The organism is Alteromonas sp. H39, assembly GCF_047556435.1.
Classification (GTDB): Bacteria; Pseudomonadota; Gammaproteobacteria; order Enterobacterales; family Alteromonadaceae; genus Alteromonas.
On the sequence record NZ_CP180210.1, the window covers coordinates 275,312 to 300,160 of the forward strand.

General features: G+C 50.5%; 18 protein-coding genes. 11 read left to right on the forward strand and 7 right to left on the reverse strand.

Going from position 1 to position 24,849, the window contains the following annotated elements; translation table 11 throughout:
• Positions 1-195: 195 nt before the first annotated feature.
• A complete protein-coding gene (locus ACLBLI_RS01155; protein ID WP_414829361.1) occupies positions 196-1,593 on the reverse strand; it encodes a M20/M25/M40 family metallo-hydrolase in 1,398 nt (465 codons plus the stop codon).
• A 156-nt stretch (positions 1,594-1,749) separates the two neighbouring features.
• Complete coding sequence (locus ACLBLI_RS01160; RefSeq protein WP_414830877.1) at positions 1,750-2,715, reverse strand: arabinan endo-1,5-alpha-L-arabinosidase; 966 nt, start codon at positions 2,713-2,715, stop codon at positions 1,750-1,752.
• A gap of 185 nt (positions 2,716-2,900) precedes the next feature.
• Between ACLBLI_RS01160 and ACLBLI_RS01165 the strand changes: the two genes are divergently transcribed.
• Positions 2,901-3,938 carry a family 43 glycosylhydrolase gene (locus ACLBLI_RS01165; protein ID WP_414829362.1) on the forward strand — a complete coding sequence of 346 codons (1,038 nt, stop codon included), beginning with the start codon at positions 2,901-2,903 and terminating at the stop codon, positions 3,936-3,938.
• 202 nt (positions 3,939-4,140) lie between these two features.
• On the opposite strand, the gene ACLBLI_RS01170 is transcribed toward ACLBLI_RS01165, so the two are convergent.
• Entirely contained in the window at positions 4,141-4,731 is a 591-nt protein-coding gene (locus ACLBLI_RS01170; RefSeq protein ID WP_414829363.1) for an RDD family protein, read from the reverse strand.
• A 141-nt stretch (positions 4,732-4,872) separates the two neighbouring features.
• Positions 4,873-6,501, reverse strand: coding sequence for a sodium:solute symporter (locus tag ACLBLI_RS01175; protein WP_414829364.1), 1,629 nt, complete (start codon positions 6,499-6,501; stop codon positions 4,873-4,875).
• Positions 6,502-6,952: 451 nt separating this feature from the next.
• On the opposite strand from ACLBLI_RS01175, the gene ACLBLI_RS01180 reads away from it, so the two are divergent.
• The 4 genes from ACLBLI_RS01180 to ACLBLI_RS01195 all read left to right on the forward strand — a co-directional run bounded on the left by ACLBLI_RS01180 (position 6,953) and on the right by ACLBLI_RS01195 (position 10,392).
• Positions 6,953-7,669: a FadR/GntR family transcriptional regulator gene (locus tag ACLBLI_RS01180; RefSeq protein ID WP_218309397.1), complete on the forward strand. Its 717-nt coding sequence runs from the start codon at positions 6,953-6,955 to the stop codon at positions 7,667-7,669.
• A gap of 15 nt (positions 7,670-7,684) precedes the next feature.
• Entirely contained in the window at positions 7,685-8,473 is a 789-nt protein-coding gene (locus ACLBLI_RS01185) for an SDR family NAD(P)-dependent oxidoreductase (protein WP_414829365.1), read from the forward strand.
• 297 nt (positions 8,474-8,770) lie between these two features.
• Positions 8,771-9,478: a sulfite exporter TauE/SafE family protein gene (locus ACLBLI_RS01190; protein ID WP_414829366.1), complete on the forward strand. Its 708-nt coding sequence runs from the start codon at positions 8,771-8,773 to the stop codon at positions 9,476-9,478.
• Positions 9,479-9,513: 35 nt separating this feature from the next.
• The gene (locus tag ACLBLI_RS01195; RefSeq protein ID WP_414829367.1) at positions 9,514-10,392 is read left to right on the forward strand and encodes an SMP-30/gluconolactonase/LRE family protein; all 879 of its coding nucleotides are present in this window, start codon (positions 9,514-9,516) and stop codon (positions 10,390-10,392) included.
• Here the strand turns inward: ACLBLI_RS01195 and ACLBLI_RS01200 are convergent.
• Positions 10,387-11,388 carry a LacI family DNA-binding transcriptional regulator gene (locus tag ACLBLI_RS01200; protein WP_414829368.1) on the reverse strand — a complete coding sequence of 334 codons (1,002 nt, stop codon included), beginning with the start codon at positions 11,386-11,388 and terminating at the stop codon, positions 10,387-10,389. The two genes, ACLBLI_RS01195 and ACLBLI_RS01200, sit on opposite strands and share 6 nt — an antisense overlap.
• Before the next feature lie 196 nt (positions 11,389-11,584).
• Here ACLBLI_RS01200 and ACLBLI_RS01205 point away from each other — a divergent pair, with 196 nt between their 5' ends.
• The 5 genes from ACLBLI_RS01205 to ssb all read left to right on the forward strand — a co-directional run bounded on the left by ACLBLI_RS01205 (position 11,585) and on the right by ssb (position 17,717).
• Positions 11,585-12,595, forward strand: coding sequence for an aldose epimerase family protein (locus ACLBLI_RS01205; protein ID WP_414829369.1), 1,011 nt, complete (start codon positions 11,585-11,587; stop codon positions 12,593-12,595).
• Positions 12,596-12,835: 240 nt separating this feature from the next.
• Positions 12,836-13,891, forward strand: a complete 1,056-nt coding sequence (locus ACLBLI_RS01210; RefSeq protein WP_414830878.1) for a UDP-glucose--hexose-1-phosphate uridylyltransferase — start codon at positions 12,836-12,838, stop codon at positions 13,889-13,891.
• Positions 13,884-15,023, forward strand: a complete 1,140-nt coding sequence (gene galK / locus ACLBLI_RS01215) for a galactokinase (RefSeq protein WP_414829370.1) — start codon at positions 13,884-13,886, stop codon at positions 15,021-15,023. The genes ACLBLI_RS01210 and galK overlap by 8 nt, the downstream gene beginning before the upstream one ends.
• 326 nt (positions 15,024-15,349) lie before the next feature.
• Complete coding sequence (locus ACLBLI_RS01220; protein WP_414829371.1) at positions 15,350-16,912, forward strand: sodium/sugar symporter; 1,563 nt, start codon at positions 15,350-15,352, stop codon at positions 16,910-16,912.
• Positions 16,913-17,153: 241 nt separating this feature from the next.
• Positions 17,154-17,717 (forward strand): single-stranded DNA-binding protein, encoded by a 564-nt coding sequence (ssb, locus tag ACLBLI_RS01225; RefSeq protein ID WP_414829372.1) that lies wholly within the window; start codon positions 17,154-17,156, stop codon positions 17,715-17,717.
• 184 nt (positions 17,718-17,901) lie between these two features.
• Here the strand turns inward: ssb and ACLBLI_RS01230 are convergent, their stop codons facing one another.
• Positions 17,902-20,940 (reverse strand): glycoside hydrolase family 2 TIM barrel-domain containing protein, encoded by a 3,039-nt coding sequence (locus tag ACLBLI_RS01230; protein ID WP_414829373.1) that lies wholly within the window; start codon positions 20,938-20,940, stop codon positions 17,902-17,904.
• Between the two features lie 305 nt (positions 20,941-21,245).
• Between ACLBLI_RS01230 and ACLBLI_RS01235 the strand changes: the two genes are divergently transcribed.
• Positions 21,246-22,556, forward strand: a complete 1,311-nt coding sequence (locus ACLBLI_RS01235; protein ID WP_414829374.1) for an alpha/beta hydrolase family protein — start codon at positions 21,246-21,248, stop codon at positions 22,554-22,556.
• A gap of 82 nt (positions 22,557-22,638) precedes the next feature.
• Here the strand turns inward: ACLBLI_RS01235 and ACLBLI_RS01240 are convergent, their stop codons facing one another.
• A complete protein-coding gene (locus ACLBLI_RS01240) occupies positions 22,639-24,768 on the reverse strand; it encodes an alpha-galactosidase (protein ID WP_414829375.1) in 2,130 nt (709 codons plus the stop codon).
• Positions 24,769-24,849: the final 81 nt, after the last annotated feature.

The window sequence follows — 24,849 nt, forward strand, 5'->3', positions numbered from 1 at the left end:
TCCAGGTTTGACGCGGTTCAGCTACTAACAGTGCATACAGACAAGCGGAAATGATTTCAGCAGAGCGTGCAGAGACAGCCTGTCCTGATAACAGACAAAGGAAAGGCGAAGGGTTCCGGCTTCGCCTTTTTCACGGTCAACAGTGACATCTGCAGGATAGATGAGCGATAGTGCTCACGGCCTTTTTTTCGGCGCTTACTTTCTGAAATCAACCCCCGAGGCAGCGGCGAAATACGCAAACACGGTATACACAGCAGTGTTATGTTTTAGAGCGTCCTTATTGACTTTGTCCAGTGTATCGTCGTGGGTGTGGTGAACGTCGAAGTAATCTGAACCATCCGGATTGAAGTTCACAGCAGGCTGACCAGCGTGACCCAGTGCACTCATGTCAGACTGCCCTTTGGCGGTGTTGGTTTTTGCCAGTGCAATGCCCATCGGGGCCAAATAATTGGCAAAATCACGAATATCGTTTAACGCGACAGGACCGACGCCAGGCTCCATGCGATAGATATTGCCGTTACCGAAATCCCATTCTGCTCCGATAACATGGTCGCTCATGTCGCCATTGCGGCGTGCAACATAATCTTTTGCGCCGGCTAATCCAATTTCTTCGGCGGCAAATAAAATCACCCGTATGGTGCGTTCAGGGCGCTGCTCAAGCTGGCCGATGTAGTGGGCTGCAGCCAGTGTGATACCTACTCCCAGTCCGTCATCAATAGCCCCTGTGCCAACATCCCAGCTGTCAAGATGCGCGCCTAACGTCACCACCTGATCCGGGTACTTACTTCCGGTAATTTCCCCAATCACATTGGCGATAGTCGTGGTGCCAGCGTTGCCGCTTGCTCCTACATCCAGCGAAAGCGTAACCGGCTTGTCTCGCTTAAGCGCGTTATCCAGTAAATCGGCATCGGGATTGGAAAGGGCCAGGGCAGGAATTTTCTTTACCTCATCGGCGTAGTCCATCACGCCAGTGTGGGCAACGCGATGAGAATCGGTGCCTACCGAGCGCATAATGAACGCGACGGCACCTTTTTTCGCGGCTTCGGATGCGCCATTCACACGCGCACCTACGGCCTCACCATAACCGCGACCGTCAATATGCCTGCGCATTCTAAAGCCGACATAGGCGATTTTACCGTTCAGGCTACCTGGGGCGGCAGCTTTAAGTGCATCAAGCGATTCAAAACGTACAACGTCGGCGCGGATTGGCGTATCACCCGTGCCTACACTGTTTCCCAGCGCCAGAGCCACCAGATTGTGCTGGTAAGGTGCTACCATGGTGACGGTGCTCTTGCCGCGGGTCCACAAGATGGCTTCACTTTCCTCCAGCCAGACTTTATCAAATCCCAGCTCACGCATTTTATCTGCAGCCCATTGCTCAGATTTGTCGCTGGCGGGGGTGCCGACTAACCGTGCGCCAACTTCAGTGGTCAATGACTCTACAATGTCATAGCTTAGCGAGTCTTCTAAAGCCTGCTGTTTTAACGTGTTCAGGGTATCGCGATGGGTTTGGGTAAAGGTGTCGGCAAATGTCGGACTTGCGCACAAGATGAGTGTGGCAGCGATAAGCCGAAGAAATGGTGAGTTCAACATACGGTTCCTTTTTCTTCCCTGCAGGCCCAAACGCAAGCCTGAGACAGCGTAAAGGTAAGGGGAGTCATTTAATGAAGGAACATTGTGCGTAAGACGGGGGCAAATGGCAAAGCCACTAGCCCCGAAATTAGTATCAACAGGCACGCTGAGGAGCTGTTATTTTTCCAGCAGGTTAGTTGTACGGGTATTAAGGTCAGCCTCATCGACTACCGGCCAGCCGTCATCCCATGACATAGGCAAAATCCGGAGTTTCTGAATGGCATTGTCTGCCGTCTCGTAAGCATGGAATACCAGGTAGTCTTTACCTTCAAAGGTATATGCTGAGTTATGTCCCAGCGCGACCCAATCATCGTTGCCTTCCAGTACCAGCGTGCCGCCGCCTTCAACCAGTGATTTGCCATCCCGGTCAAGATAAGGGCCGGTGACATCTTTACTGCGTCCCACACGGATATTGTAGGTACTGTCCATTCCCCTGCAACATTTATCGAATGACACAAACAGGTAGTAGTAACCGTTTTTCTTAAAAATATACGGGGCTTCGATAGCGCCTTCACCGGGGTCTGACGTATTGTCAGATGCACCAGGGCGAGCGGCGATAGTATGCCATTCCTGAGGCTCCGCCAGGCGAACCAGGTCATCGTCCAGCTTCACCAGCTTGAGACCATCCCAGAAAGAACCAAATGACATCCAGTAGGTGCCGTCATCATCCTGCACGATTGCCGGATCGATCGCATTCCAGTGATCCCGATGGGGAACAGACTGCACCATAATGCCGTAATCTACCCACTGGTAATCTTCTGATTCCGGATCGAGGGTCTCATTGACAGTAACCCCCATCGCAGAGGTATTTTTACCAAACGCAGATACCGAGTAATACAGATAGTACTTTCCGTCTTTCTCAATCACGTCCGGTGCCCACAGGTGACCGTTGAACCCCGGTGCGACGCGCTGAGCCCAGCTTGGCTCATCAGGAAAGACACGCCCGGTCAGTGACCAGTTCTCCATGTCTTTCGATTCGTAATAAGTAATTCCAGGGCCGGTACTGAACACGTAATAGGTATCACCTTCTTTTGCCATTACCGGATCATGCACTTCTACCTGCTTCGCGTTCGCACACGCCATCAGAGACGCAGAGAGCGCCAAAACGCCACCGGCAAGAGCAGGTGTAAACCTGAAAATTGACCTGAACATATCTTTTTCCTTCGCTATTCAAACATTTTGTTTACATAGTGTTGCGTAGCATACCAGACTTGCTGTTTAATATGTAATACAATATTAACAATGTTTTTGCCTTTTCCGGAGAGAGTATGAAGCCAGTATGTTCACTACTACAACGTTCCTTGCTGTTAACCCTGATTGCTGGCAGCAGTGCCTGCGCTAACGAACCGTCTGACACCAGTCATGGTATGGCGGTGCCGGTGGATAACCCCATTGTACTTCAACGCGCCGATCCGCAGCTGGTTCGTCACGATAACGGATGCTTTACTTTTATCGGGACATCACCAAAATTTGACGAGATAGCGCTGCGTCAGGCGTGCAGGCTGAATGACCTAAAGCTTGCCGAAGAAAAGGTAATCTGGCGCAAGCGTGAGAGTGGCCCGATGAGCGCGAATATCTGGGCACCGGAACTCCACGAGGTTGACGGCGACTGGTATATCTATTTTGCAGCGGGAGACAAAGATACACCCTTCAGTATTCGTATGTACGCGCTCAAAAATACCCACGACGATCCGATGAAAGGCAAGTGGGAAACAGTGGGCCTGATGAAGACGCATCTTGATACCTTCTCGCTGGATGCCACCACATTCACGCACAACGACAAGCGCTATCTGGTATGGGCACAGCAAAATGCTGAGCAAACCTATAACTCAGCATTGTGGATTGCGGAAATGGATTCGCCGGTCACGGTGAAAGCGCCGATTGTGAAAATCAGCGAGCCGACACTGGATTGGGAAATTCAGGGGTACAAGGTTAACGAAGGTGCCTCGGTGGTCAAACATGGCGACAAATTATTTATGACCTACTCGGCCAGTGCCACTGACCATCGTTATGCCATGGGCTTATTGTGGGCGCAGGCAGATGCTGATTTGCTTGATCCTGCAAGCTGGCATAAAGAGCAGGAGCCCGTCTTTACTACCGCACCCGAGTTAGGACGTTTCGGCCCCGGTCACAACAGTTTTGTGAAGGGGAAAGACGGGGAAACCGACCTGATGATTTATCACAGCCGGGATTACAAAGAGCTGCAGGGCTCGCCGCTAAGCGATCCTAACCGTCACGCGCGGGCAAGGGTACTGACCTGGGATGAGAACGGCTTTCCCCAATTCAGAAATCACGAGCCGGATTAACATCTCAGACAAACTAAGAATTTCGAAGGCAATATGACAGCTATTGCCTTGGTCAGACCGGTGCCAGCAGACGCTGGCGTCGGCTAAACGCGCTTTGCGCTTTGTGCTGCCTCATTTACCTGGATAACGAGGCTACAATCGGCGCGTAGCGAAAAAGCGCGTTTACCCCTGACAAAAATCGTACATCAAAGACTAACAGACTCTAATGATTCACACGCTCTGCATCAGGAAGTCGACATACCCGCGTACCCGCGATGAGATCGTGCATACAGCGCTTGTCAGCGCGAAAGATCATGAATATATCAACCAGATAAATTACAGACCCTACCAACGGGATCATTGTCAGCACCGTGATAGGCATAAATCGTGCCGCCAGAATGTTGAAAAACGTCGAGGGCTTCCCGTCCATATCTTCAATACGCGTATTGAGAAAGTACTTGCCCACGGTCTGACTGTAGTTAATCAGCGTGTAGCCGTGCACTACAATTATTACCGCAACCGACCAGCCGATGGCCATCAACATTCCTGTCAGCGGCTCTTGCTGCATTGTGTCTCCCGCAATAATGACCAGCGGGATCAACGAAATCAGGGCAATAACCATGTCAATAACAGCACCGGCGAACCGCTCGCCCCGAGACGCAAGCTCAGGTTGGTGTAGCGCCACGCGTCTTGCAAGCTCCTGATCCAGCACGGCAGCGCGCTCAGGGAAAAGTGAACGGTTTATGGTGGCGGCACGCTCTTGCAGTGTCTCATCGTTGTAGTTTGAATAATCAGGTACCTGTCCTGAAATCATTGTTATGCCTGTCCTGTATAAATTCTCTGAAGCAATCCTACCAGTGCTGTCAGGGAATAGCAGCAGGGAGTGGTAAGAATACAGCATAAAAAAAGGGCGCCGAAGCGCCCTGAGGTCCTCTCAAGGAAAAGCAGAGAAGCGTTACCAGAATCGGATATAGATAAGTGCGGTGATACCTAAAATCCCGGCGGTGTGAATGTAATCCCACTTGTCGAGGCCGGCAATAACTTCACTCATGGTATCCTTACCCAGCGTTGAGAAGGTCAGGCCCTTGAGCTTTTCGCGATCCGGCGCCTTGGTGAAGATACTCACAACAATCATGATACCCACCACAATAAAGAACAGCAGAATACAGTAATACAGCCAGTTCATGCTGGTGATCCACGCAAGCCCGGTCCCTTCAAGACTGTCTTTGAAAGGCAGCAGGACTAACCGAACCATACCCAGTACGAAACCCGACACAAGTCCGATAAAACCAGCCTCCGCAGTAACACGGGTACTTATCAGTCCCAGCAGGAATACCGCGGCAATGCCCGGGGCAATCAGAGACTGCACACTTTGCAGGTATTCATACAGCACGTCGGCGATAAGGCTCATCACCGGGATCCACAACATCCCCAGTACGACAATCACCACCGTTGCGATGCGACCCACTTTCAACAGGTGCTTCTCGCTGGACTCAGGTTTGAATTTTTTGTAAAAGTCGATGGTAAAGAGCGTGGCAGATGAATTAAACAGCGACGCCAGAGAGCTCATCAGTGCCGCCACCAAACCACCAATAACAATTCCTTTCACGCCAGCCGGCAGCAGTTCTGCAACCAGTGTGGGAAATGCCTGATCGGGGCTGTCGTAAGAAATGATACCTTTGGCGTTCAGCGCATAGGCGATCATGCCGGGAACCAGGAAGATAAACACTGGCAGCAGTTTCAGGTAACCGGCGAACATGGTGCCGCGACGAGCTTCTTTAATGCCTTTAGCAGAAAGCACACGCTGCACGATGTACTGATCGGTACACCAGTACCAGAAACCAATAATGAACGAACCGAAAATAATGCCTGGCCACGGGAATTCGGAATCTGAGGCTGAGCGGATAAGGTGCATGTTGGCATCATTCAGACGCTCAACTTCTGACCAGCCACCAACCTTGTCCAGTCCGACTACCAGAATGACCACCGAACCAATAATCAGTACCGGCGTTTGCAGTACGGAGGTCCACATAATGGCTTTCATTCCCCCAAGTACTGTGTAGATACCCGTGATAATGACCAGACCGAATGCCGAGATCCAGAAGAAATCGATGCCCCAGATGCTTTCGATGCCAAGGATGGTTTTAAACGCTACGCCCCCTGCGTACACCGTTACCGCCACTTTGGTAAGCACATAGCTGACCAGCGAAATAACTGACAGGAATGTGCGGGATTTGGAGTTGAATCGACGCTCAAGAAACTCAGGCATCGTGTAGACTTTACTGCTCCAGTAGAAAGGGACAAATATCCAGCCTAGCAACAGAATTATCCAGGATTGCAGCTCCCAGTGAGCCAGCGCCATGCCCGACTGGGCACCGGAACCGGACAGACCAACCAGATGTTCTGAGCCAATGTTTGAGGCAAAAATTGATGCACCAATAACCAGCCAGCTTGCATTGCGGCCAGCCAAGAAATAGTCTGCGGTATCTTCTTCTTTTTGACGGATAGACATCACAACGACCCCCAGAAGCAACACAAAGAAGCCTCCGAGAACCAGCCAGTCCAACGTACTTAATTCAACCATAAAACGTCCATTGCCGAATTGGCATAAATGCAAAAAACTGAAATTATAAAAAATATTATATGATAAATGGGTTAATGAAAAGGCCCATTGTTAAAAACACGTTAATCTTTTTTCGCTGCAATAACGATAGTTAAGTACGATGTAAATAAATCTGAAGTCACGCAGTGAGTCTTAACATGCGCCGTTGGAAGGCAGGCGCCGCTTTTTAACTGGCATGCAGTGCGCCGGGTCAGTGGTTGTTTGACCAGAGAAGTCGTAGAAGAAAAAGGACAAGTTGACAGGCAACAAACCGCTCTTTATCAGATATGTAGGCAATAGGGCATAATTACTTTAGACTAGCTTTATGCACAATCCTGCCGGAACGTTGTAATGACGGTTGCGGGATGGTCGGAGGCAATGTCCCAAAGGCCAGAAAGGATGAATGACGACACGTGTCTTTACGGGAATGATTATGGCGCGAATTGAGAATCTGAATTTATCGCAGCGAGTGACCAACGAGCTGGGTAAAGCAATTATCAGCGGCAGTTACAACGGCCAGACTGGACTGCCAACTGAAGCACAATTGTGTGAAGAATATGGCATCAGTCGTACCGCAGTGAGAGAAGCGGTAAAAATGCTGGCGGCAAAAGGTCTGATCTCGTCGCGTCCTCGTCAGGGGATCCGGGTTGAGTCTGCTGATAACTGGAATTTATATGACACCAATGTATTGAAATGGATGCTGGAAAGCAGCCCGTCTTTGCAGGTGCTCAAAGAGTTTCTGCAAATGCGCCTGGCAATAGAGCCTGAAGCTGCAGCGCTGGCAGCACGTCATCAAAATGTTGAAGCAATCGCCAATATCAAGGCAGCATTAACGGCAATGGAAAACGAAGCTGAGCAGCCTGACGGTAACATACATGAAGCCGATCTGGCGTTTCATACTGCTATCCTGCAAGCCAGTGGGAATCGGTTTTTCTATCAGTTACGCGAGTTTATTACCACCGCACTGAATGTCAGTATTCAGCACACTACACCAGCAAAAGGTAGCAAAACAGCTATCGCGGAAGAGCATGCGAAAGTGTACAACGCTATCGCCAATGGTGAGGCCGGGCGCGCAAAAAATATGATGACCTATCTGATTGATGAGGCTATGGCCTTTATCGAGCAGGAAATGGAAGCGAAACGAGCGTAGCCGGAAATGCACCCGATGGAAAACGACGCGTCTGCAACACAAAAAACGACAACTTATCAGAGTCTGGCTGACAAAACCGTCTTTATCACCGGTGGTGGCACCGGTATCGGTGCGGTCATGGTCAGGCGGTTTTGCGAGCAGCATGCAAAAGTAGCCTTTGTAGACATGGCGACGACACAAAGTGAAGCGCTATGCGCCGACCTCAAAGGACATTACCGTTACGATCCGGTTTTTATTCACTGTGACATTCGTGATATTGACGCGCTGAAAGCCGCAATAGACAGCACGCAACAGCACTTTGGCGATATCGGTGTTCTGATCAATAACGCCGCAGATGACACTCGTCATGAGGCTGAGGATGTGACAGAGCAGTACTGGGATGATCGCCTGGCAGTGAATCTTCGCCCCAGCTTTTTTACAGCCCAAAGCGTAGTAGCGCAAATGCAGCGTCTGGGCGGCGGCAGCATAATTAACGTCGGCTCGGTAAGCTGGCGCAAAAAACAAACCTGTATGCCTGCGTACACGACTGCGAAAGCGGCGATAGAAGGGTTATCGCGTTCGCTGGCCGCCACCTACGGGAAGTATCGTGTGCGAGTGAACACCTTAATTCCAGGGTGGGTGATGACAGAACGCCAGATGACCCACTGGCTGAACCCGGATATCGTCAAGGAAGTTCAGCAGGAACAGTGCATTCATGAAACGCTGATGCCCGACGACATTGTAGATGCCGCGTTGTGGCTATCTTCAGATGACAGTAAAATGATGACGGCGCAAACGCTGATTATTGATGCCGGATGGGTCTGAGATTAGAAAATCAAGTTGCCCTGCCTCCATGCCAATCGAATATCGCCAGGAAAACCGCCAACGCGCATGTTCCTGTGAATGGTCGAGCGCGCCCTTGCTCAATGGCGATGACTCCGGCTACTTCACATCATGAACACGTAAATTCCTGCCGCCGTATTAACTTTTAGTTTACATTTTGCCCCGAAGCATTGACACAAGGCATATCTGGCTGTCATAAATAGTAATATAATATTAAAACTTCGGGTGGTAGCATGTGCGCTCAGACCCGGTTGTTGGGTTGAACACGTAGGGCGAACATTGACTGAGTGGGTTTTAGTTTATCTGGTGCTGATAACAGGAGCATGCCTTCAAAGCGTAATTGGCTTTGGTTTAGGCCTGTTGTGCGCACCGGTGCTGTATTTTCTGATGCCGGAGCTGGTTCCCGGACCGATGATCCTGAATGCACTGCTTATCACAAGCTTGTTGTCGGTCAGACATCGCGGCGAAATAGACCCAAAACAAACCGGTTTTGCCATATTGGGGGGCACCGCAGGTGTATTGGTGGCCGGTAGTGTCATGCTGTACATCGATGCGCACCAGTATCAGTTGCTTTTCGGCATAAGTATTCTGGTCGCCGTGTTGTTATCACTGATTGGCCTCACGCCAAAAGTCTCAATTATTTCTAATCTTATTGCTGCCATGATTTCCGGCTTTATGGGAACCACCACCTCGGCTGGTGGTGCGCCGATGGGACTGTTGTATCAGTCTGAAGAACATGACCGAATCAAAGCCAACCTGAGTATCTTTTTTGTCTACATTAATCTGTTCGGCATTCTGGTGCTGTGGGCAACCGGTGCCGCCGGGCATGATGATCTGAGTCTGTTTGTAAGATGCGTGCCTGCCATTTTAACCGGGTGGGCATTGTCTTATGTTATTACCAGAAACATCAACGAAGCGCGGATCCGTCAGCTGATATTATTCGTCGCGGCGTGCTCAGGGGTAGTACTGGTTCTTTTTCATGGCTAAACTCATCACATACAGCTGAGCAGTCACGGGATATTGTGTCTTTACCACATTACGTTCGCTATCACTTCAACACACAATGTCTGCTGGGCGAGGGCGCTTTCTACAGCCCCCGCTACAGCAGTGCGTTCTGGGTCGACATTAAGGGTAATGCCGTGTTCCGCCTTCACTGGCAGTCCGGCCACCTTGAGACTCACACGTTTGACGAGCCAGTATGCTGGCTGGCCGAAAGACTGGCTGGTCAGTTATTTCTGGGATGCCAGCGAAGCCTGTACCTTCTCAACCCGGATACATGGCAACGCGAAAAATACATCGAAATGGACCAGGAGCCGTTATCAAATCGGCTGAATGATGCCAAGGTAGACCGCGCGGGCAGGCTATACTTTGGCACGATGGATGATGCAGAAATGCGGGCCAGCGGTTCGCTGTACCTGCTTAAGGGTATGCATGAGGCTCTGCCGGTGGATACCGGTTATCAGGTGAGTAATGGACCAGCCTTTAGTTTATCCGGTGAGTGGCTGTGGTCGGTATCATCGGCTGACCGGATTATTTATCGTTGCGCGGTGAATAGTGACGGAGAGATAGTCAGCAAGCAGGCCTGGATCTCGTTCACAGAGGCGATGGGGTTTCCTGACGGCATTACCGTAGATTCGGAGGATTGCTTGTGGGTGGCGGCCTGGGATGGTGGTGGCCTGTATCGCTTCAATGCAGAAGGAGAGCGGCTGGCGTTTGTGCCCCTACCTGCTTCAAAAATTACCAGCATGACGTTTGCAGGAGAGAAGTTTGATCGGTTACTGGTCACGTCGGCCAATATTGGTATGACGGCGCAAGAACTGGCGTGCCATCCGTACAGTGGTGATACATTTATTCTGGATGTGGGAGTGAAGGGCGTAGCGACGACGCCCTGTAAACTATAGACGCAGCACCGAGTCGCGTTTGACAATGGTCGGTGTGTACTTAAATGTAAGATCTTTCTCCGGTGGCACACCTGATGCGTATTTTAGTGCCAGCTCAGCCGCTTTAGCCGCCATCATCTCGATGGGATAACGTAACGTGGTGAGCTTCGGGCGACAGTATTTTGCCAGCAAAACATCATCGTAGCCCACAATCGATACCTGTTCCGGAACATCAATACCATGGTCTTGCATGATAGCCATCGCACCCGCTGCCATTGCATCGTTGTAGGCAAGTAATGCCGTAAAGTGAGAGCCGGTAGCGAGCAGGTTTTGCATTGCCATTTCACCGCCTTCCTGGTCCGGCGTGGCATATTCAATCATACTGTCTGGCAACGTAAGACCGGCTTCCCCGGCTGCCTGACGAATTCCTTCAAGCCGTTGAGATGGGTCGTCTATCTGGTAATGCGAGCTGATTACGGCGAGGTCTTTGTGGCCCTGACGTATGACATATTCCGCCATAATGCGTCCGCCGGTGACGTTATCAAGCCACACACAACGATTAGCAATAGCGGGAATATAACGGTTAATCAGCACAAAGCCGGGAATTTGATTTGCAAATGCAATCAGTGTGTCATCGTCCAGCGCTTTGGAGTGGACCACCATTGCCTCGACACGGTGTTCCAGAAGGGTTTCGATGGCTTTAAGCTCGGTATCTTTTGCAATCGACCCCGCGCTCAGCAGAATCTGAACGTTATTCTTTCGGGTAACCGTTTCCACGCCGTGCGCCAGCATGGCAAAAAAGGGATCATGTAATTCGGCTATTACTACACCAAGTGACGCGCTACGCTGCGTAACCAGCGCGCGAGCGTTGGCATTGGGCCGGTAGCCCATTTCCTTCATGATTTGCTTTACCCGTTCACGGGTTTTATCGCCAACCTTGGGACCATCATTAATCACACGTGAAACCGTTGCCAGCGACACCCCAGCAGCTTGTGCAATATCTTTAATCGTAGCCATACTTTATGTAATTCCAACTCATGCATTCCTCCCGGACAATGATGTAAGCAGGAGGTGAAGCTTCAGGTTACCTTAGTTTTAGAGGATTTGATAAGCCTGAAGGGAATAAAATCAATCTTTTACCCGGGCTCATCGGTATTATTGTATACGGAAAACGTATACCCTTTTTAACTGAGTTTACAACAAGGCAACCTGTATGAAAGTAGCTGTTACGCCATTTGGTGAGTATGAAGGAAACACCGTGTCATGTTACACACTGACGAATGATGCGGGCATGACTGTTGAGATCCTTGAGCTGGGTGGCATTATTCGCGCGCTTTCTGTGCCGGATAGCACAGGTTCACCACATCAGTGCGTTAAAGGTTTCGATACGCTTGACGCATATATACAGGATGACAGTTACCAAGGAGCGCTTATTGGCCGGTATGCTAACCGAATCGGTGAGGGAAAGTTTGAGCTTGATGGTCAACAGTTTCAGGTAGACGTCAATGGCGGCCCCCACCACCTTCACGGGGGCCTGAGCGGCTTCCATAAAAAGGTATGGGTGTCAGAACCTATTGAAGAAGACGATGCTGTTGGCGTGCGGTTGTCACTGGTGAGTCCGGATGGAGAAGCGGGCTTTCCGGGAGAAGTTACCGTATCAGCCGAATACCGTTTACAGCCAACCAATACGCTGACGCTGACACTCTTCGCCTCAACGACTGCTGCCACTCCATTTAGTATGACCCAGCATGCGTATTTCCACATCGGGAAAAGTAAATCAGTGAAAGAAAATACACTGAAAATTGATGCGCAATACGTTACCGAAGCGGACAAGAGCTTGCTGCCTACCGGCAAACTGCTTGCGGTAGAGAATACGCCGTTCGATTTTACCTCTGCCGTAGAAATCGGACAGCGCGTTAACACGGGTAACCCGCTTTTTGACAGCGTAGGAGGCTACGATCACAACTTTGTGTTAAATCACGACAGCGCTGGTCCAGCCGCAGTATTGTCGTCCGCAGATACGGGGATCCGCATGGCCTTGTACACTACGTTACCGGGTATGCAGGTGTATACCGGCAACCTGATGGGCGATGAGCAGGCTGGCACTATTTGTCTGGAGCCGCAGTATTTCCCGGACTCACCCAATCACCCAGACTTCCCAGATTGCATCCTGCGGCCAGGCAAGCCGTTTCAGGCCTCGGTGCGCTACGAGTTTTCCCGCTGATTCCAAACGCAGGACAGCGTGGCTTATCTGCTATGCGTACCCGCGGCGTGTAGCTGGCGTAAAAGCAAGTTACAGAGCAACTGAGACCACCGAATGAGAGACAATAATTGTCTCTCATTTTGTTTTATCAAAAATATTCTGTTAACAAATTGATAAACCTCTTTTGATAATATACTATCTCGGGTAAACGTTTAACCTTAACCTGATTTACAGGTAGAGATGAAGAGTGTGAAAGTGATTATGGGCAAAACCGTAGACCTGACAAACGATCCGCATCGCCGCTACAATCCGCTGATTGGCGAGTGGGTGCTGGTCTCTCCTCATCGCGCGAAGCGCCCCTGGCAGGGTCAGTCAGAAGAACCCTCGCAGGAACAGAAACCGGGTTACGACCCTGAGTGCTACTTGTGCCCGGGAAACACGCGGGTAAATGGTGAGAGTAATCCTTCGTATTCAGGAACGTTTGTTTTCGAAAACGATTTTGCCGCGTTGAAGCCCGATACGCCAGAAGCGGGAGAAGCCGACGAATTGTTCCGTTTTGAAACCGAGCAGGGATGTAGCCGGGTAATCTGCTTTTCACCAGATCACAGCAAGACGTTACCTGAACTAACCCAGTCTGAACGTGAAGAGGTTGTGACGTGCTGGCAGGCGCAAACTGCCGATCTCGGAAAGGATTTCGCCTGGGTGCAGGTATTTGAAAACAAAGGGGCGATGATGGGATGCTCAAACCCGCATCCGCATGGTCAGGTGTGGGCGCAAAAGCACATTCCTACCGAGCCTGCGAAAAAGCTGCAGCAGTTTTCTCAGTATTTTGACAAGCATGGCACCCGGATGCTGGACGACTATGCCAAGCGTGAAGTTGAGAAGCAGGAGCGTGTTGTCTGCCAGAATGACGATTGGGTTGTGGTTGTTCCCTACTGGGCCGCCTGGCCATTCGAAACGTTACTGTTACCTCGTTTTGCTGTTTCCTCTTTGGTGGATTTGTCTAACACGCAGGCTGCGTCTCTGGCTGACATAATCGGGCAAATCACAACGCGATATGACAATTTATTTACTACCTCATTCCCTTACTCGATGGGATGGCATAGCGCGCCGTTTGACGGTAAGACGCATCCTGAATGGGGGCTGCATGCACATTTCTATCCTCCTTTGCTGCGCTCTGCCAGTGTGAAAAAGTTTATGGTTGGTTACGAGATGATGGCAGAGGCGCAACGGGATCTTACACCGGAGCAAGCCGCGACCCGACTTCGTGAGCAATCTGATGTGCATTACAAACAGGCGGAGAGCCAGAATGGATAACGCACAACTGTCTGTGGCATTTTCGGATATTTATCAGCATCAGCCATCGGTTGTTTGTCATGCGCCCGGACGCGTGAATCTGATTGGGGAACACACCGATTATAATCAGGGGTTCGTGTTTCCTGCTGCGATCAACTTTGGGACCTGGGCCGCGGCGTCGGTACGTGAAGACCGCAACTGTTGTGTTGTGGCAATGGATTACGATAATGCCGAGAGCCAGTTTTCGCTGGATAACATCGAAAGTGATCCTGAACAAAGCTGGTCTAATTATGTCAGGGGTGTACTGCTGGTATTACAAAAGGAATTTTCCCTGCCCAGCGGCATCAATTTGCTGGTAACGGGTAACGTACCGCAGGGAGCAGGCCTGAGCTCTTCCGCATCCTTTGAAATTGCTATTCTCAAAGCGGTCACGGATCTTTTTTCGCTGGACATTGATGGTGTAAAAGCCGCGTTGTTAGGGCAGAAAGCAGAAAACGACTTTGTTGGTTGCTCGTGCGGCATCATGGACCAGTTAATTTCAGCAATGGGCAAAAAAGATCACGCCATGTTACTGGATTGTCAGTCGTTGACTTTTGATCACTCAACACTGCCGGATGATCTTCACATTGTTATTATTAACTCAAATGTAAAACGAGGCCTGGTTGACAGTGAGTACAACCTGCGTCGTCAGCAGTGCGAACAGGGGGCATCCCTGCTTGGGGTTCCATCGTTGCGTGAAGCCACACTGGAGTCGTTGGAAGCTGCTAAGTCTGCGATGCCGGAGGTGGTGTATCGACGAGCACGCCATATCATTACTGAAAATGCACGCACTCACACCATGTTTGACGCGCTCAAACAAAATGATATCGCTACCGTGAGCGAGGCGATGGCAGCATCGCATGCCTCTATGCGCGATGACTTTGAAATTACGGTGCCGCCTATCGATTACCTGGTCGAGCTGATTTCCGGATTGCTTAAAGACAAAGGTGGCGTGCGCATGACAGGAGGCGGATTTGGTGGATGCGTGGTGGCGCTGGTGCCGAAAAACCTGATAGAGAATGTAAAGGCGCTGGTAGCACAGCATTACTTTGAAGAGACTGGCTATCAGGCGACTATTTACGACTGCACTGCGACCCAGGGCGCATTTGCCTGATTAACGAGTTGTGTCCCGTGGCGCCACCTCTGTAAAAAGGGGCAGGCGCCATTTCTTTTCAGGCTGCTGTGAGAATTTTCAGAATGTCCGGCAGCTTTTTTTTGCTGCACAGGACGTTGGTCCATTATTCATCGGTTAAACGGATTTTATGGATATTGGACTGTAAATTCGTTGTAAAGGTGTGGTAATAATGTCGCTCCTCCAGACGTAGCGCCTGGAAGACAACCACAAGTGTGTAGTGGCCATCTTCATAAGAGTTAAAAATAACCACGAAACGGCCCATACCCTACGACTACACGACGATAATTAGAACGTTGGGAAAACTTATGCAAATTGAAACGCTCGACCTCGCGGTATTCGTGATCTACGTCGTGGCTCTTATTGGTATTGCCTGGTGGGTATCAAGAGAGAAAGCCGGACACGAAAAAGACACAAACGATTATTTTCTTGCTGGCTCTAGCCTTCCATGGTGGGCCATAGGGGCGTCGTTAATCGCGGCAAACATTTCTGCAGAGCAGATCATCGGTATGTCTGGCTCAGGTTATCAGATTGGGCTGGCTATCGCGTCGTATGAATGGATGGCGGCCATTACCCTGATTATCGTTGGTAAATACTTCCTGCCGATTTTCCTTAAGCACAAAATCTACACCATGCCGCAGTTTCTGGAAGAGCGTTACGATCATCGCGTCAGAAAGGTGATGGCGATTTTCTGGTTGGGCGTGTACGTGTTTGTGAATCTGACAGCAGTGCTGTGGCTTGGCGCGCTGGCTATCAATACTATCGCCGGTGTGGATATGGTCTACGGCATGATTTTCCTAGGCGCATTTTCGCTGACATACTCGCTTTACGGGGGCCTGAAAGCCGTTGCCCTGACCGATATTATTCAGGTGGTGCTGCTGGTATTTGGCGGCCTTTTCTTATCCTATACTGCGCTTAATCTGATTAGTGACGGCAATGGTGTGGTGCAGGGTTTTGTGACACTGACAAACGAATTGCCGGGCAAGTTCGATATGATCCTGTCCGAAGACAACCCGCATTATATGGATTTGCCAGGCCTGTCGGTATTGCTTGGCGGTATGTGGATAATGAACTTGTCTTACTGGGGCTTCAACCAATACATCATTCAGCGCACGCTGGCTGCAAAAAGTGTGGCAGAGGCCCAGAAAGGCATAGCGTTTGCTGCCTTTCTGAAGCTACTAATGCCATTGATTGTGGTATTGCCGGGTATCGCTGCAGTCTTGCTGGTTCCGGATTTACAGCGCCCGGATCAAGCCTATCCTTCCCTGATGAACTTAATGCCGGTGGGTTTGAAAGGTATTATCTTTGCGGCGCTGGTGGCAGCGATAGTGTCATCGCTGGCCTCAATGACGAACAGTGTGTCTACCATCTTCACTATGGATATCTACAAAGACAAGCGTCCGAATGAGTCGCAGCATCATTATGTGAAAGTGGGCCGTATTGTCAGTTTCGTAGCGTTGGTTATTGCCATGGTGGCGGCTAAGCCATTATTGGGTCAGTTCGACCAGGCCTTCCAGTATATTCAGGAATTCACCGGCTTCTTTACTCCCGGCATCGTAGCCTTGTTCGTGTTGGGCATGTTCTGGAAACGCACTACCGCCAACGGTGGTCTTGTAGCCGCGCTGGGGTCGTTCTTGCTGAGCTTGCTACTGCGCCAGCTGTGGCCGGAATTACCGTTCATCGACCGTGTCGGTCTGGTATTCCTGCTGTGTGTAGGCTTAGCGGTGATCGTTTCACTACTTGAGAAAAAAGAAGATCATCCAAACGCCGTAGAGTTGAGCGAAGTTAACTTTGCCACCACCAAAGGCTTTAATGTTGCCACGCTGGCTGTGGTCATAATCCTTGTGGCGTTCTATACCACCTGGTGGTAGTACTTTGCAGCAAACGGATAGGTGATACCTGTCCGTTTGCTGCTATTCCCGTACAGCCCACAGCGTCCTTGATTTGTGTTAATCTGACTCCCATCTTAGTTTTTGGTATGTAAAAATCGCATTCAGCTTTCTTAAAATGCGGTATACTGATCCACTTTCACATTCGTGAACTCGTAAATAACGTAACAGGCGGTGGGCGTGAACAAGCCGGCCCCGACATGAACACAGACAGGAGACATCAATGGCAAGCAGAGGCGTGAATAAGGTCATTCTGGTGGGCAACCTGGGAAATGATCCTGAAGTCAGGTACATGCCCAATGGCAATGCCGTCGCGAACCTTAGCCTGGCAACCAGTGAAAGCTGGAAAGACCAACAAGGGCAGGTTCAGGAACGTACAGAGTGGCACCGCCTGACTATGTACCGTCGTCTGGCTGAAGTAGCGGGTGAGTACCTGAAAAAAGGCTCACAGATTTACGTTGAAGGTAAACTGCAAACACGTAAGTGGCAGGATCAGCAAGGTCAGGACCGTTACACAACCGAAATCATTGTTGATCAGATGCAAATGCTGGGCGGCCGTGAAGGCGGTGGTAGTAATGCCGGTGGTGGCGGTGGCTATCAGCAGCGCCCACAGGGTAACCAGGGCGGCTACAGCAATCAGGGTGGTGGTCAGCAAGGAGGTTACGGCAACCAGGGTGGCCCACAAGGCAATCCACAGGGCGGTCGACCGCAAAGCGGCAATCAGCAGCCTAAGCAACCGCCAATGGCTGAGCCTGACTTTGACTTTGACGATGATATTCCGTTCTAAAACACAGCTTTTCTCAAAACCCGGCTTTTGCCGGGTTTTTTGTTTCTGTCGCCGGTCAGGGCGAATGTTTTTTGCAGACTCAAGTTCTTTGCGGTTATAGCCCTGAGTATGTAATTGGTAAGAAAATCAGCCCATAAAAAAACAGAGCCACAAGGCTCTGTTTTAATCTATGACGTGAGGTATTTTACTTACCCGGCGTCAGCGTGAAGCTATAAAAGTAATCACGCCAGGGCAGGGTGTACTTAAACAATGGTGGTGTCATCCATGAATCCGTGCCAGCAACGCCGCGTTGCTTGTAGTCGATATTCACGTACAGGTTTTCGGTTACCGGAATATCGTGCGGGTGCGTGCCGGGCTTAGTAAACGTATCGTATTCGGTAAGATCGTGATACTCGGCGTTAAACCCAATAAACGGCGCACCTTCGAACGTCAGCGATGTCGCATTGTCGCCACTGAATGTTACGTCATACACATCACTGCGGTGGCCGTTTTCCTGTGGCCGTACATAATCATGACCCAGTGTCTCAATGGGCATTTGATATCGGCCAAAATGCGCTGAGCGCTTTCTGTCCCAGTAGCTTTCATGCGGGCCGCGGCCAAACCATTCAACGTCATCATAGCCGCCTTTGAGTACCAGTCGCTGACCTAACCGCGGCAGCGCAGGGTAGAAGTGGTTAGGTGCAGCAAGAAAAGCCACATCCACTTTCACACTACCGTCCTGAGCAAACTGATAGGTTGTCTGATAACGCGCTTCTACCGGCTTGAGGAAATGTTCAGTGAACAACACCGTGCCGTTGGCGTTTTGTTTAACGTCAAAGGCGGTAAGCTCTGCGTGTTCATGGATATTGAACCAGACTTTGGCTTTTTCCGGGAAGCCTTCACCGAAGTCATTATCCGTTGGAGCCCGCCAGAACCAGGGCACAACAGGTTCTGCTAACACGTTGCCGCCGTCCACGTTTAACTCAGATAACCAGCCGGTATCTTTATTAAACACATAGCGATTATTACCCGCTGCGACTGTCATTGTGCTGTCAGTCTGAGAGAACGCATTGTCACAAATACTCTTCCGAGCCTCTGCCTTGGCGGTATATGGCAACATAAACTGGTTGGTTGCTACCGTTTCCCCTTTCACAATGCCAAAGCTGTCTTTGGTCGCCTGAATGTTAACGGTGAGATGGTAGCGGTTGCCTGCAATCAGTTTTTTGCTATCAATTGGCAGCGTAAGTTGCTCTGAGGTACGGGGGCCTGCCGATAATGCTATCGCGTTGCCTTGCTGCACAGGGTTGCCATTTTCCAGTAATGTCCACACCAGTTCGCGATCAGACAGGTCAGTGAAAAAGCGGCGGTTGAACACAGTAACTTCACCACTTTCAGGCGCGTCGGTGGTGACTTCGATATCCTGATACACTTGCTTAACTTCATGTGCATGGGGGTGAAGTTCACGGGTGGCCGTCAACACGCCGTTGGCAGAAAAGTTACCGTCATGCTGCACGCCTTCGGGCTCGAAGTCGCCGCCATAGCCCTGATACGTCGTGCCGTCCTCAGTGGTCGCCGTGATGGTCTGGTCTACCCAGTCCCAGATAAAGCCGCCCTGCAGCGAGTCGTGCTTGCGGATGAGATCCCAGTAATCGCCAAGGTTACCTACCGAGTTGCCCATGGCGTGTTCGTACTCACACAAAATCATGGGACGGTCGCTGCCGAGTTCCACAAAATGCTCCATCAGCGGGATAGTGGCATACATCTGGGCATACATATCGGTATGCGGGCGCATTTGCGCCTGTTCAGACATTACGGGTAATGAACTGCGCTCTTTTAGCCAGTGGTACAGATTTTCGGTATTCGGGCCATCACCAGTTTCGTTACCATAAGACAGAATAACCACCGATGCATGATTTTTGCTGGCCTCGTACATATTGCGTACGCGATCCACGTAGGCCTCTTTCCATTCTGGCTGCGATACCATGTGTTTCGCCTGCTCATAGAAATGCCCCTGGTTGGCCACACCAATACCGTGTGATTCAATATTGGCTTCGTCTACCATGTACATGCCTACTTCATCAGCAAGGGCATACCAATAAGGATTGTTAGGGTAATGGGAATTACGCACGGCATTAATATTCAGGCTTTTCATCAGTGCCATGTCTTCGCGCATGGATTCAGGCGTAATCACGTGACCGGTTTCCGGGCTGTGCTCATGGCGGTTCACGCCTTTAAACAACACCGGCTTGCCATTAATGAGCACATTGCCATCTTTTAATTCGCTGCGACGGAAGCCCGCACGCAGCCAGACTACCTGACTGGTTTTGCCATCGGCACCGGTAAGCGTAATTCGAAGCGGGTAAAGTGTCGGGGATTCTTCATTCCAGGCTTCAACATCTGCCACGTCGTGGGTGAAGGTGGTTGCCTGAGCAAGCGACTGGGTTTCTTCCCAGACAGTGTCTCCTGACGGAGAGAATAACGTGGCCTGCAGTTCAGCACCGCTTTTTGTCGCGTTTGCGCCTGTCACATTCAGGGTTAACAGCCCGTTCTGGTAGCTGTCATCCAGTGTCGCGTTAGCGTGAATATCGGCGATATGTGTTTTCGGCGTGCGATAAAGATAAACATCACGCTCGATGCCATTTAGGCGCCACATGTCCTGAAGCTCAAGGATAGAGCCGTCCGACCAGCGGTACACTTCAAAGGCGATGGTATTGTCGCCGGTAGTAACAAATTCGGTAACGTCAAACTCCGCCGCCGTTTTGCTGTCCTGCGAATAGCCAACATACTGACCATTTACCCAAATTTTGATCGCTGATTTCACCGCGCCGATGTAAAGCACCACGCGGTCGTCATTCCAGCCTTCCGGTAACGTGATGGTTTTACGATAGCGGCCGGTTTTGTTGTTCTCGCCGGGAATCTCGCCCAGCTCCTGCTTATCGGTCCAGTCGGCCCACATATTCACGTAATTGGCAAAGTGGTAGCCCTGCATCTCCCAGTTGCCAGGAACCTGAATGGCACCCCATTCGCTGGCATCATAATCTGGCTGGGTAAAGCTTTCGTCAGTGTTCAATGCATCGGGGAGCAACGTGAACTGCCATTCGCCGTTCAGACTGAAATAATCGCTACTCTCCCAAGGCAAATACTGAAACTCGCCCGGATCTTTCGAAAAGGCATAAAAGTGAGAGCGGGGCGGGAGACGATTTTCTGACAACACGCCGACATCGTTCCAGTAAGGCTTAGACATGGAGGTCTCCTTTGCAAGGGCGGGAGTAGAGACTCCCGAGAAAAAAGTAATAAGCAGCAGCGCACGCAACAGGTGGCATTTCATAGTAGTCCTTATTTATGTGACTGCATCGTTATATTGATGTTAACATGGGTAAAACGTTTACAAAATAGTTTTATTGGCCTCTTCGTCCTGTATTTATTGCTAGCTGTCATTGCATTGTTGTCGCCAATAATTGTTAATTTATAGGGAAAAGTGGCAGTAGTCCTTTTTAGAATAATGGTTAATCGTTTAACCTTGCTGGTGTGTTATAAGGAACTTGTATAATGAAAATGAAAAAGTGCCTGTCAGCGTTATCGTTGCTGTTAACGCTGAATGCGGTAATTAGCAGTACGATGGCAGCTGAAGTTTTGCCACAATCGTTGTATTTACCGATAAGCAACGAGGTATTACCGGAGTTGAGTGCAGCCGGTACATTTTCCGTAGGTGTGAAAACCATTGATGTAAATATCGGTAAACAACCGCTGGATCTGGCAGGAAATACAGCGCAACGACATTTGAAGCTTCAAGTGTGGTACCCGGCACAGGCAACGACAAATCAAGCCATATACGAAAACCAGACGCGCTCAGGAAAGCCCTTTGCATTACAGGGGAATGCTTACCGGGATGCGGAAATCGCGTCCTCGGAAACGTCTTATCCTGTCGTGATCCTGTCGCACGGTTATACTGGCTACCGTACGATTATGTACTATCTGGGTGAACATCTGGCATCACACGGCTATGTTGTGGCTGGCATCGATCATACCGGATCAACCAATGCCGATATCGATATGAAAAACGCTCCCTACGCGGGATTTCCAGGCACCTTACTTAACCGCTCGCGGGATCAGCAACAGGCACTGAATGCCGTCCAAAATCATCCGGCTTTTCGTGATGCAGTCGCCAAAGACGCCGCAGGGTTAATCGGTTACTCCATGGGGGGCTTTGGTGCAGTCAATACGGTGGGGGGCTGTTTCGACTTCAGCGAGGCTGCCGTAAAACGACTTACCGGGATGGATGCGCCAGAAGCCGTAAAAGCGGTACGTGCACAACTTAATACCTGTGCGGCAGGTATGCAGACATCTGATGATACCGACCCGCGCTGGAAAGCCATGGTAGCGATGGCACCCTGGGGCGGCCAGTTTCCGGTTTTTGACAAAGCGGCGATGGAGAAAATTCAGGTTCCGACCCTCTATGTTGGGGGGGAATATGATGACATTTCAGGTTATCAGGGGATCCGGTGGTTATATGAAAACACTACCGGTACGCCGGCGTATTTACTTACCATCAATAACGCCAGACATAACATCGCGCCTCACCCTGCACCGATGGAAGCGATGGCGTCAGAGCTGGATTTGGGCCACTACTATGAGCCCGCCTGGCGGACGCAGTCATTGAATGAAATCAATAAGCACTTTGCTCTGGCAATGATGAACTGTTACGTGAAAGCGCGTCGCGATGACTGTGAGTATCTGAGCGTACGTGGCTCCAGTGCGCAATCACCTGTAGACGGTGAAGTACCCGCGCCATGGAAAGGCTTTGATAACCGCTACGCATTAGGTTTGACAATCGAAGCAAACGCACAGGCTGAAAAATAAAGCGGGCAACCTTTTGATACCAACGGCCGGTAAGTCCCGGCCGTTGGCAGCTGTCTGAGGGGTAGCGTCAGGCCAGCCACAATCAGGCTTCTTCGAGTTTAAAGACCAGTGAGGTTTGCGGGAACAGCACCGGTAACTGCACACCGATTTTTGTCAGAACTTCCCCTGTGAATACCTCACCTTCTATTTTACTTAGTACAGAGGGTGAGTACTCTTTGATTTCGGTAGGCCAGATACGTGTCAGTCTATAGCTTTTTTCCTTCGCCAGCCCGGTGAAGCGATACTTACCCGGTGTCGTTCTGACGGTCTCCTTCACACTGTTATAGGCGAATAACGCCTGAGATTTATTCTGTGCCACCACGCCGAAATTAATATTCAGCCCATCGTCATCAAAGCGGAAGAGATCGCCGCTATGGATCAGCGTACGATGCTGTTTATAAATGGCGAACGCATCACTTAGCACCTGACGTTCATGCGGGGTCAGCTCGCGAGGGTCCATTTCCATACCCATATGACCAAACATCGCCACAGCAGCACGCATCTCAATGGAAATGCGACGGCCTGTGATATGGCAGTCACGAGGGCCGACGTGCGCACCCATCACTTCCGGTGGAAAGAAGAAACTAAAACCGCGCTGAATGCTGAGCCTGTCTAATGCGTCGTTGGAATCAGACGTCCAGAAACGATCAGTGTGTTGCAGAATGCCTAGGTCGATACGTCCGCCGCCTGAACAACAGCTTTCTATCTCCAGTTGCGGATGTGCCTGCTTAACCCGGTCAATGAGTGTGTAAAGTGCTCGGGTTTGCTGATGCATAGCAGGGCGTCCTGCAAGGTTACCCGGATGATTCACATCCCGGTTCATATCCCACTTGATATAGGTGATATCCGGATACGTTTTCATCACGTCATCGATTTGCGAGAACAAATATTCCACTACTTCAGGATTAGTTAAATCAAGCACATACTGATTTCTGAAAGGAACCTGAGGTTGCGAATCTACAGCCAGCGCCCATTCAGGATGGGCACGATACAGGTCGCTGTCCGGGTTTACCATCTCGGGTTCAAACCAGATGCCAAATTCCATTCCCTGCGACAGTACATGGTCAATCAGCGGCTGCAGGCCATTCGGGTAGACATCTTTATCGACCTGCCAGTCACCCAGCCCTGCTTTGTCGGAACGCCGCCCTTTAAACCAGCCGTCGTCAAGAACAAAACGCTCAACGCCCAGCGGCGCCACATTACTGGCCAACTCCATTAAGGTTTCCGGCTTGTGATCGAAATAGATCCCCTCCCAGGTGTTGTAGTGAATTGGTCTGGGTTTGCTGTCAGGAGTATGATTTAAAACATTGGCACGCACATAATGGTGGAACTGGCGAGAAAGGTGGCTGAAACCTTCATCACTGAAGCCAACATAGAGTGTGGGTGACGTGTAGGACTGGTTTTTGCCAAGAACCACTTCCCCGGGTAGCAACAGCTCGCCCGCCTGCGCATAAGCGCGGCCGTCCGCCATCAGTTCTACTCGTGAACGGTGATTGGCGCTGCTGCCAAGATGAAAACCATAACAGCTGCCATGCTGCTCAGCGGTGTGAGCGGCGTAAGTAACAAAACCCGGAAAGGTATCATGAGAGGTTTTGCCGCGGCGGTTTTCACGTACGTAACTGCCCATGAAAATATCGTGATCCTGGGTCTGAAACTCACTGGACCAGCGTCCTTCGAACGCCCTGAGTTTAGTCATATCGTCAGCCAGTGGCAGCGTGGCGGAGGCCAGCCAGTTTAGCTGGACAGCCTCGTCGTGTTTGTTAACTACGCTGGTAGTGAACGTGGCAAGTTGGGCGTATTCATCCAGAGTGATGGTATGAATAAGCTCCAGTGAACGAGTGATATCTTCACAATGTAAGACCAGTTTGTCTGCACTACGGTCAATAGTTGTCAGGGTAAATCCGGCTGCCCATTGATCGCTGCTACCGCTTAGCTCTATGCCTGGTGCACCGGTGAAGCCTTCACCATACGTCGGCGTGAGTGACAACGGCGGTTCTGCGGCCGGCGAACATTTCGCTTCCTGACGGGTAGATAGCAGCGCAATCATCGCGGCACTCTCGTCATCGTGCAGTTTACTTCCGTAATAAAGCAGCGCCGGAGACTGACCCCGGCAATCAATGATCAGGCTGGTAGAACGGTTGTGTAAGCTGACAAATTCAGGAACTCTGGACATGAAAGACCTCAATCTTTCCGCGCCGTCGAAACGATATTCTGAAAGCTGTTTTCGGCAGCGCGGAGGTGAAAAGTTTACTTG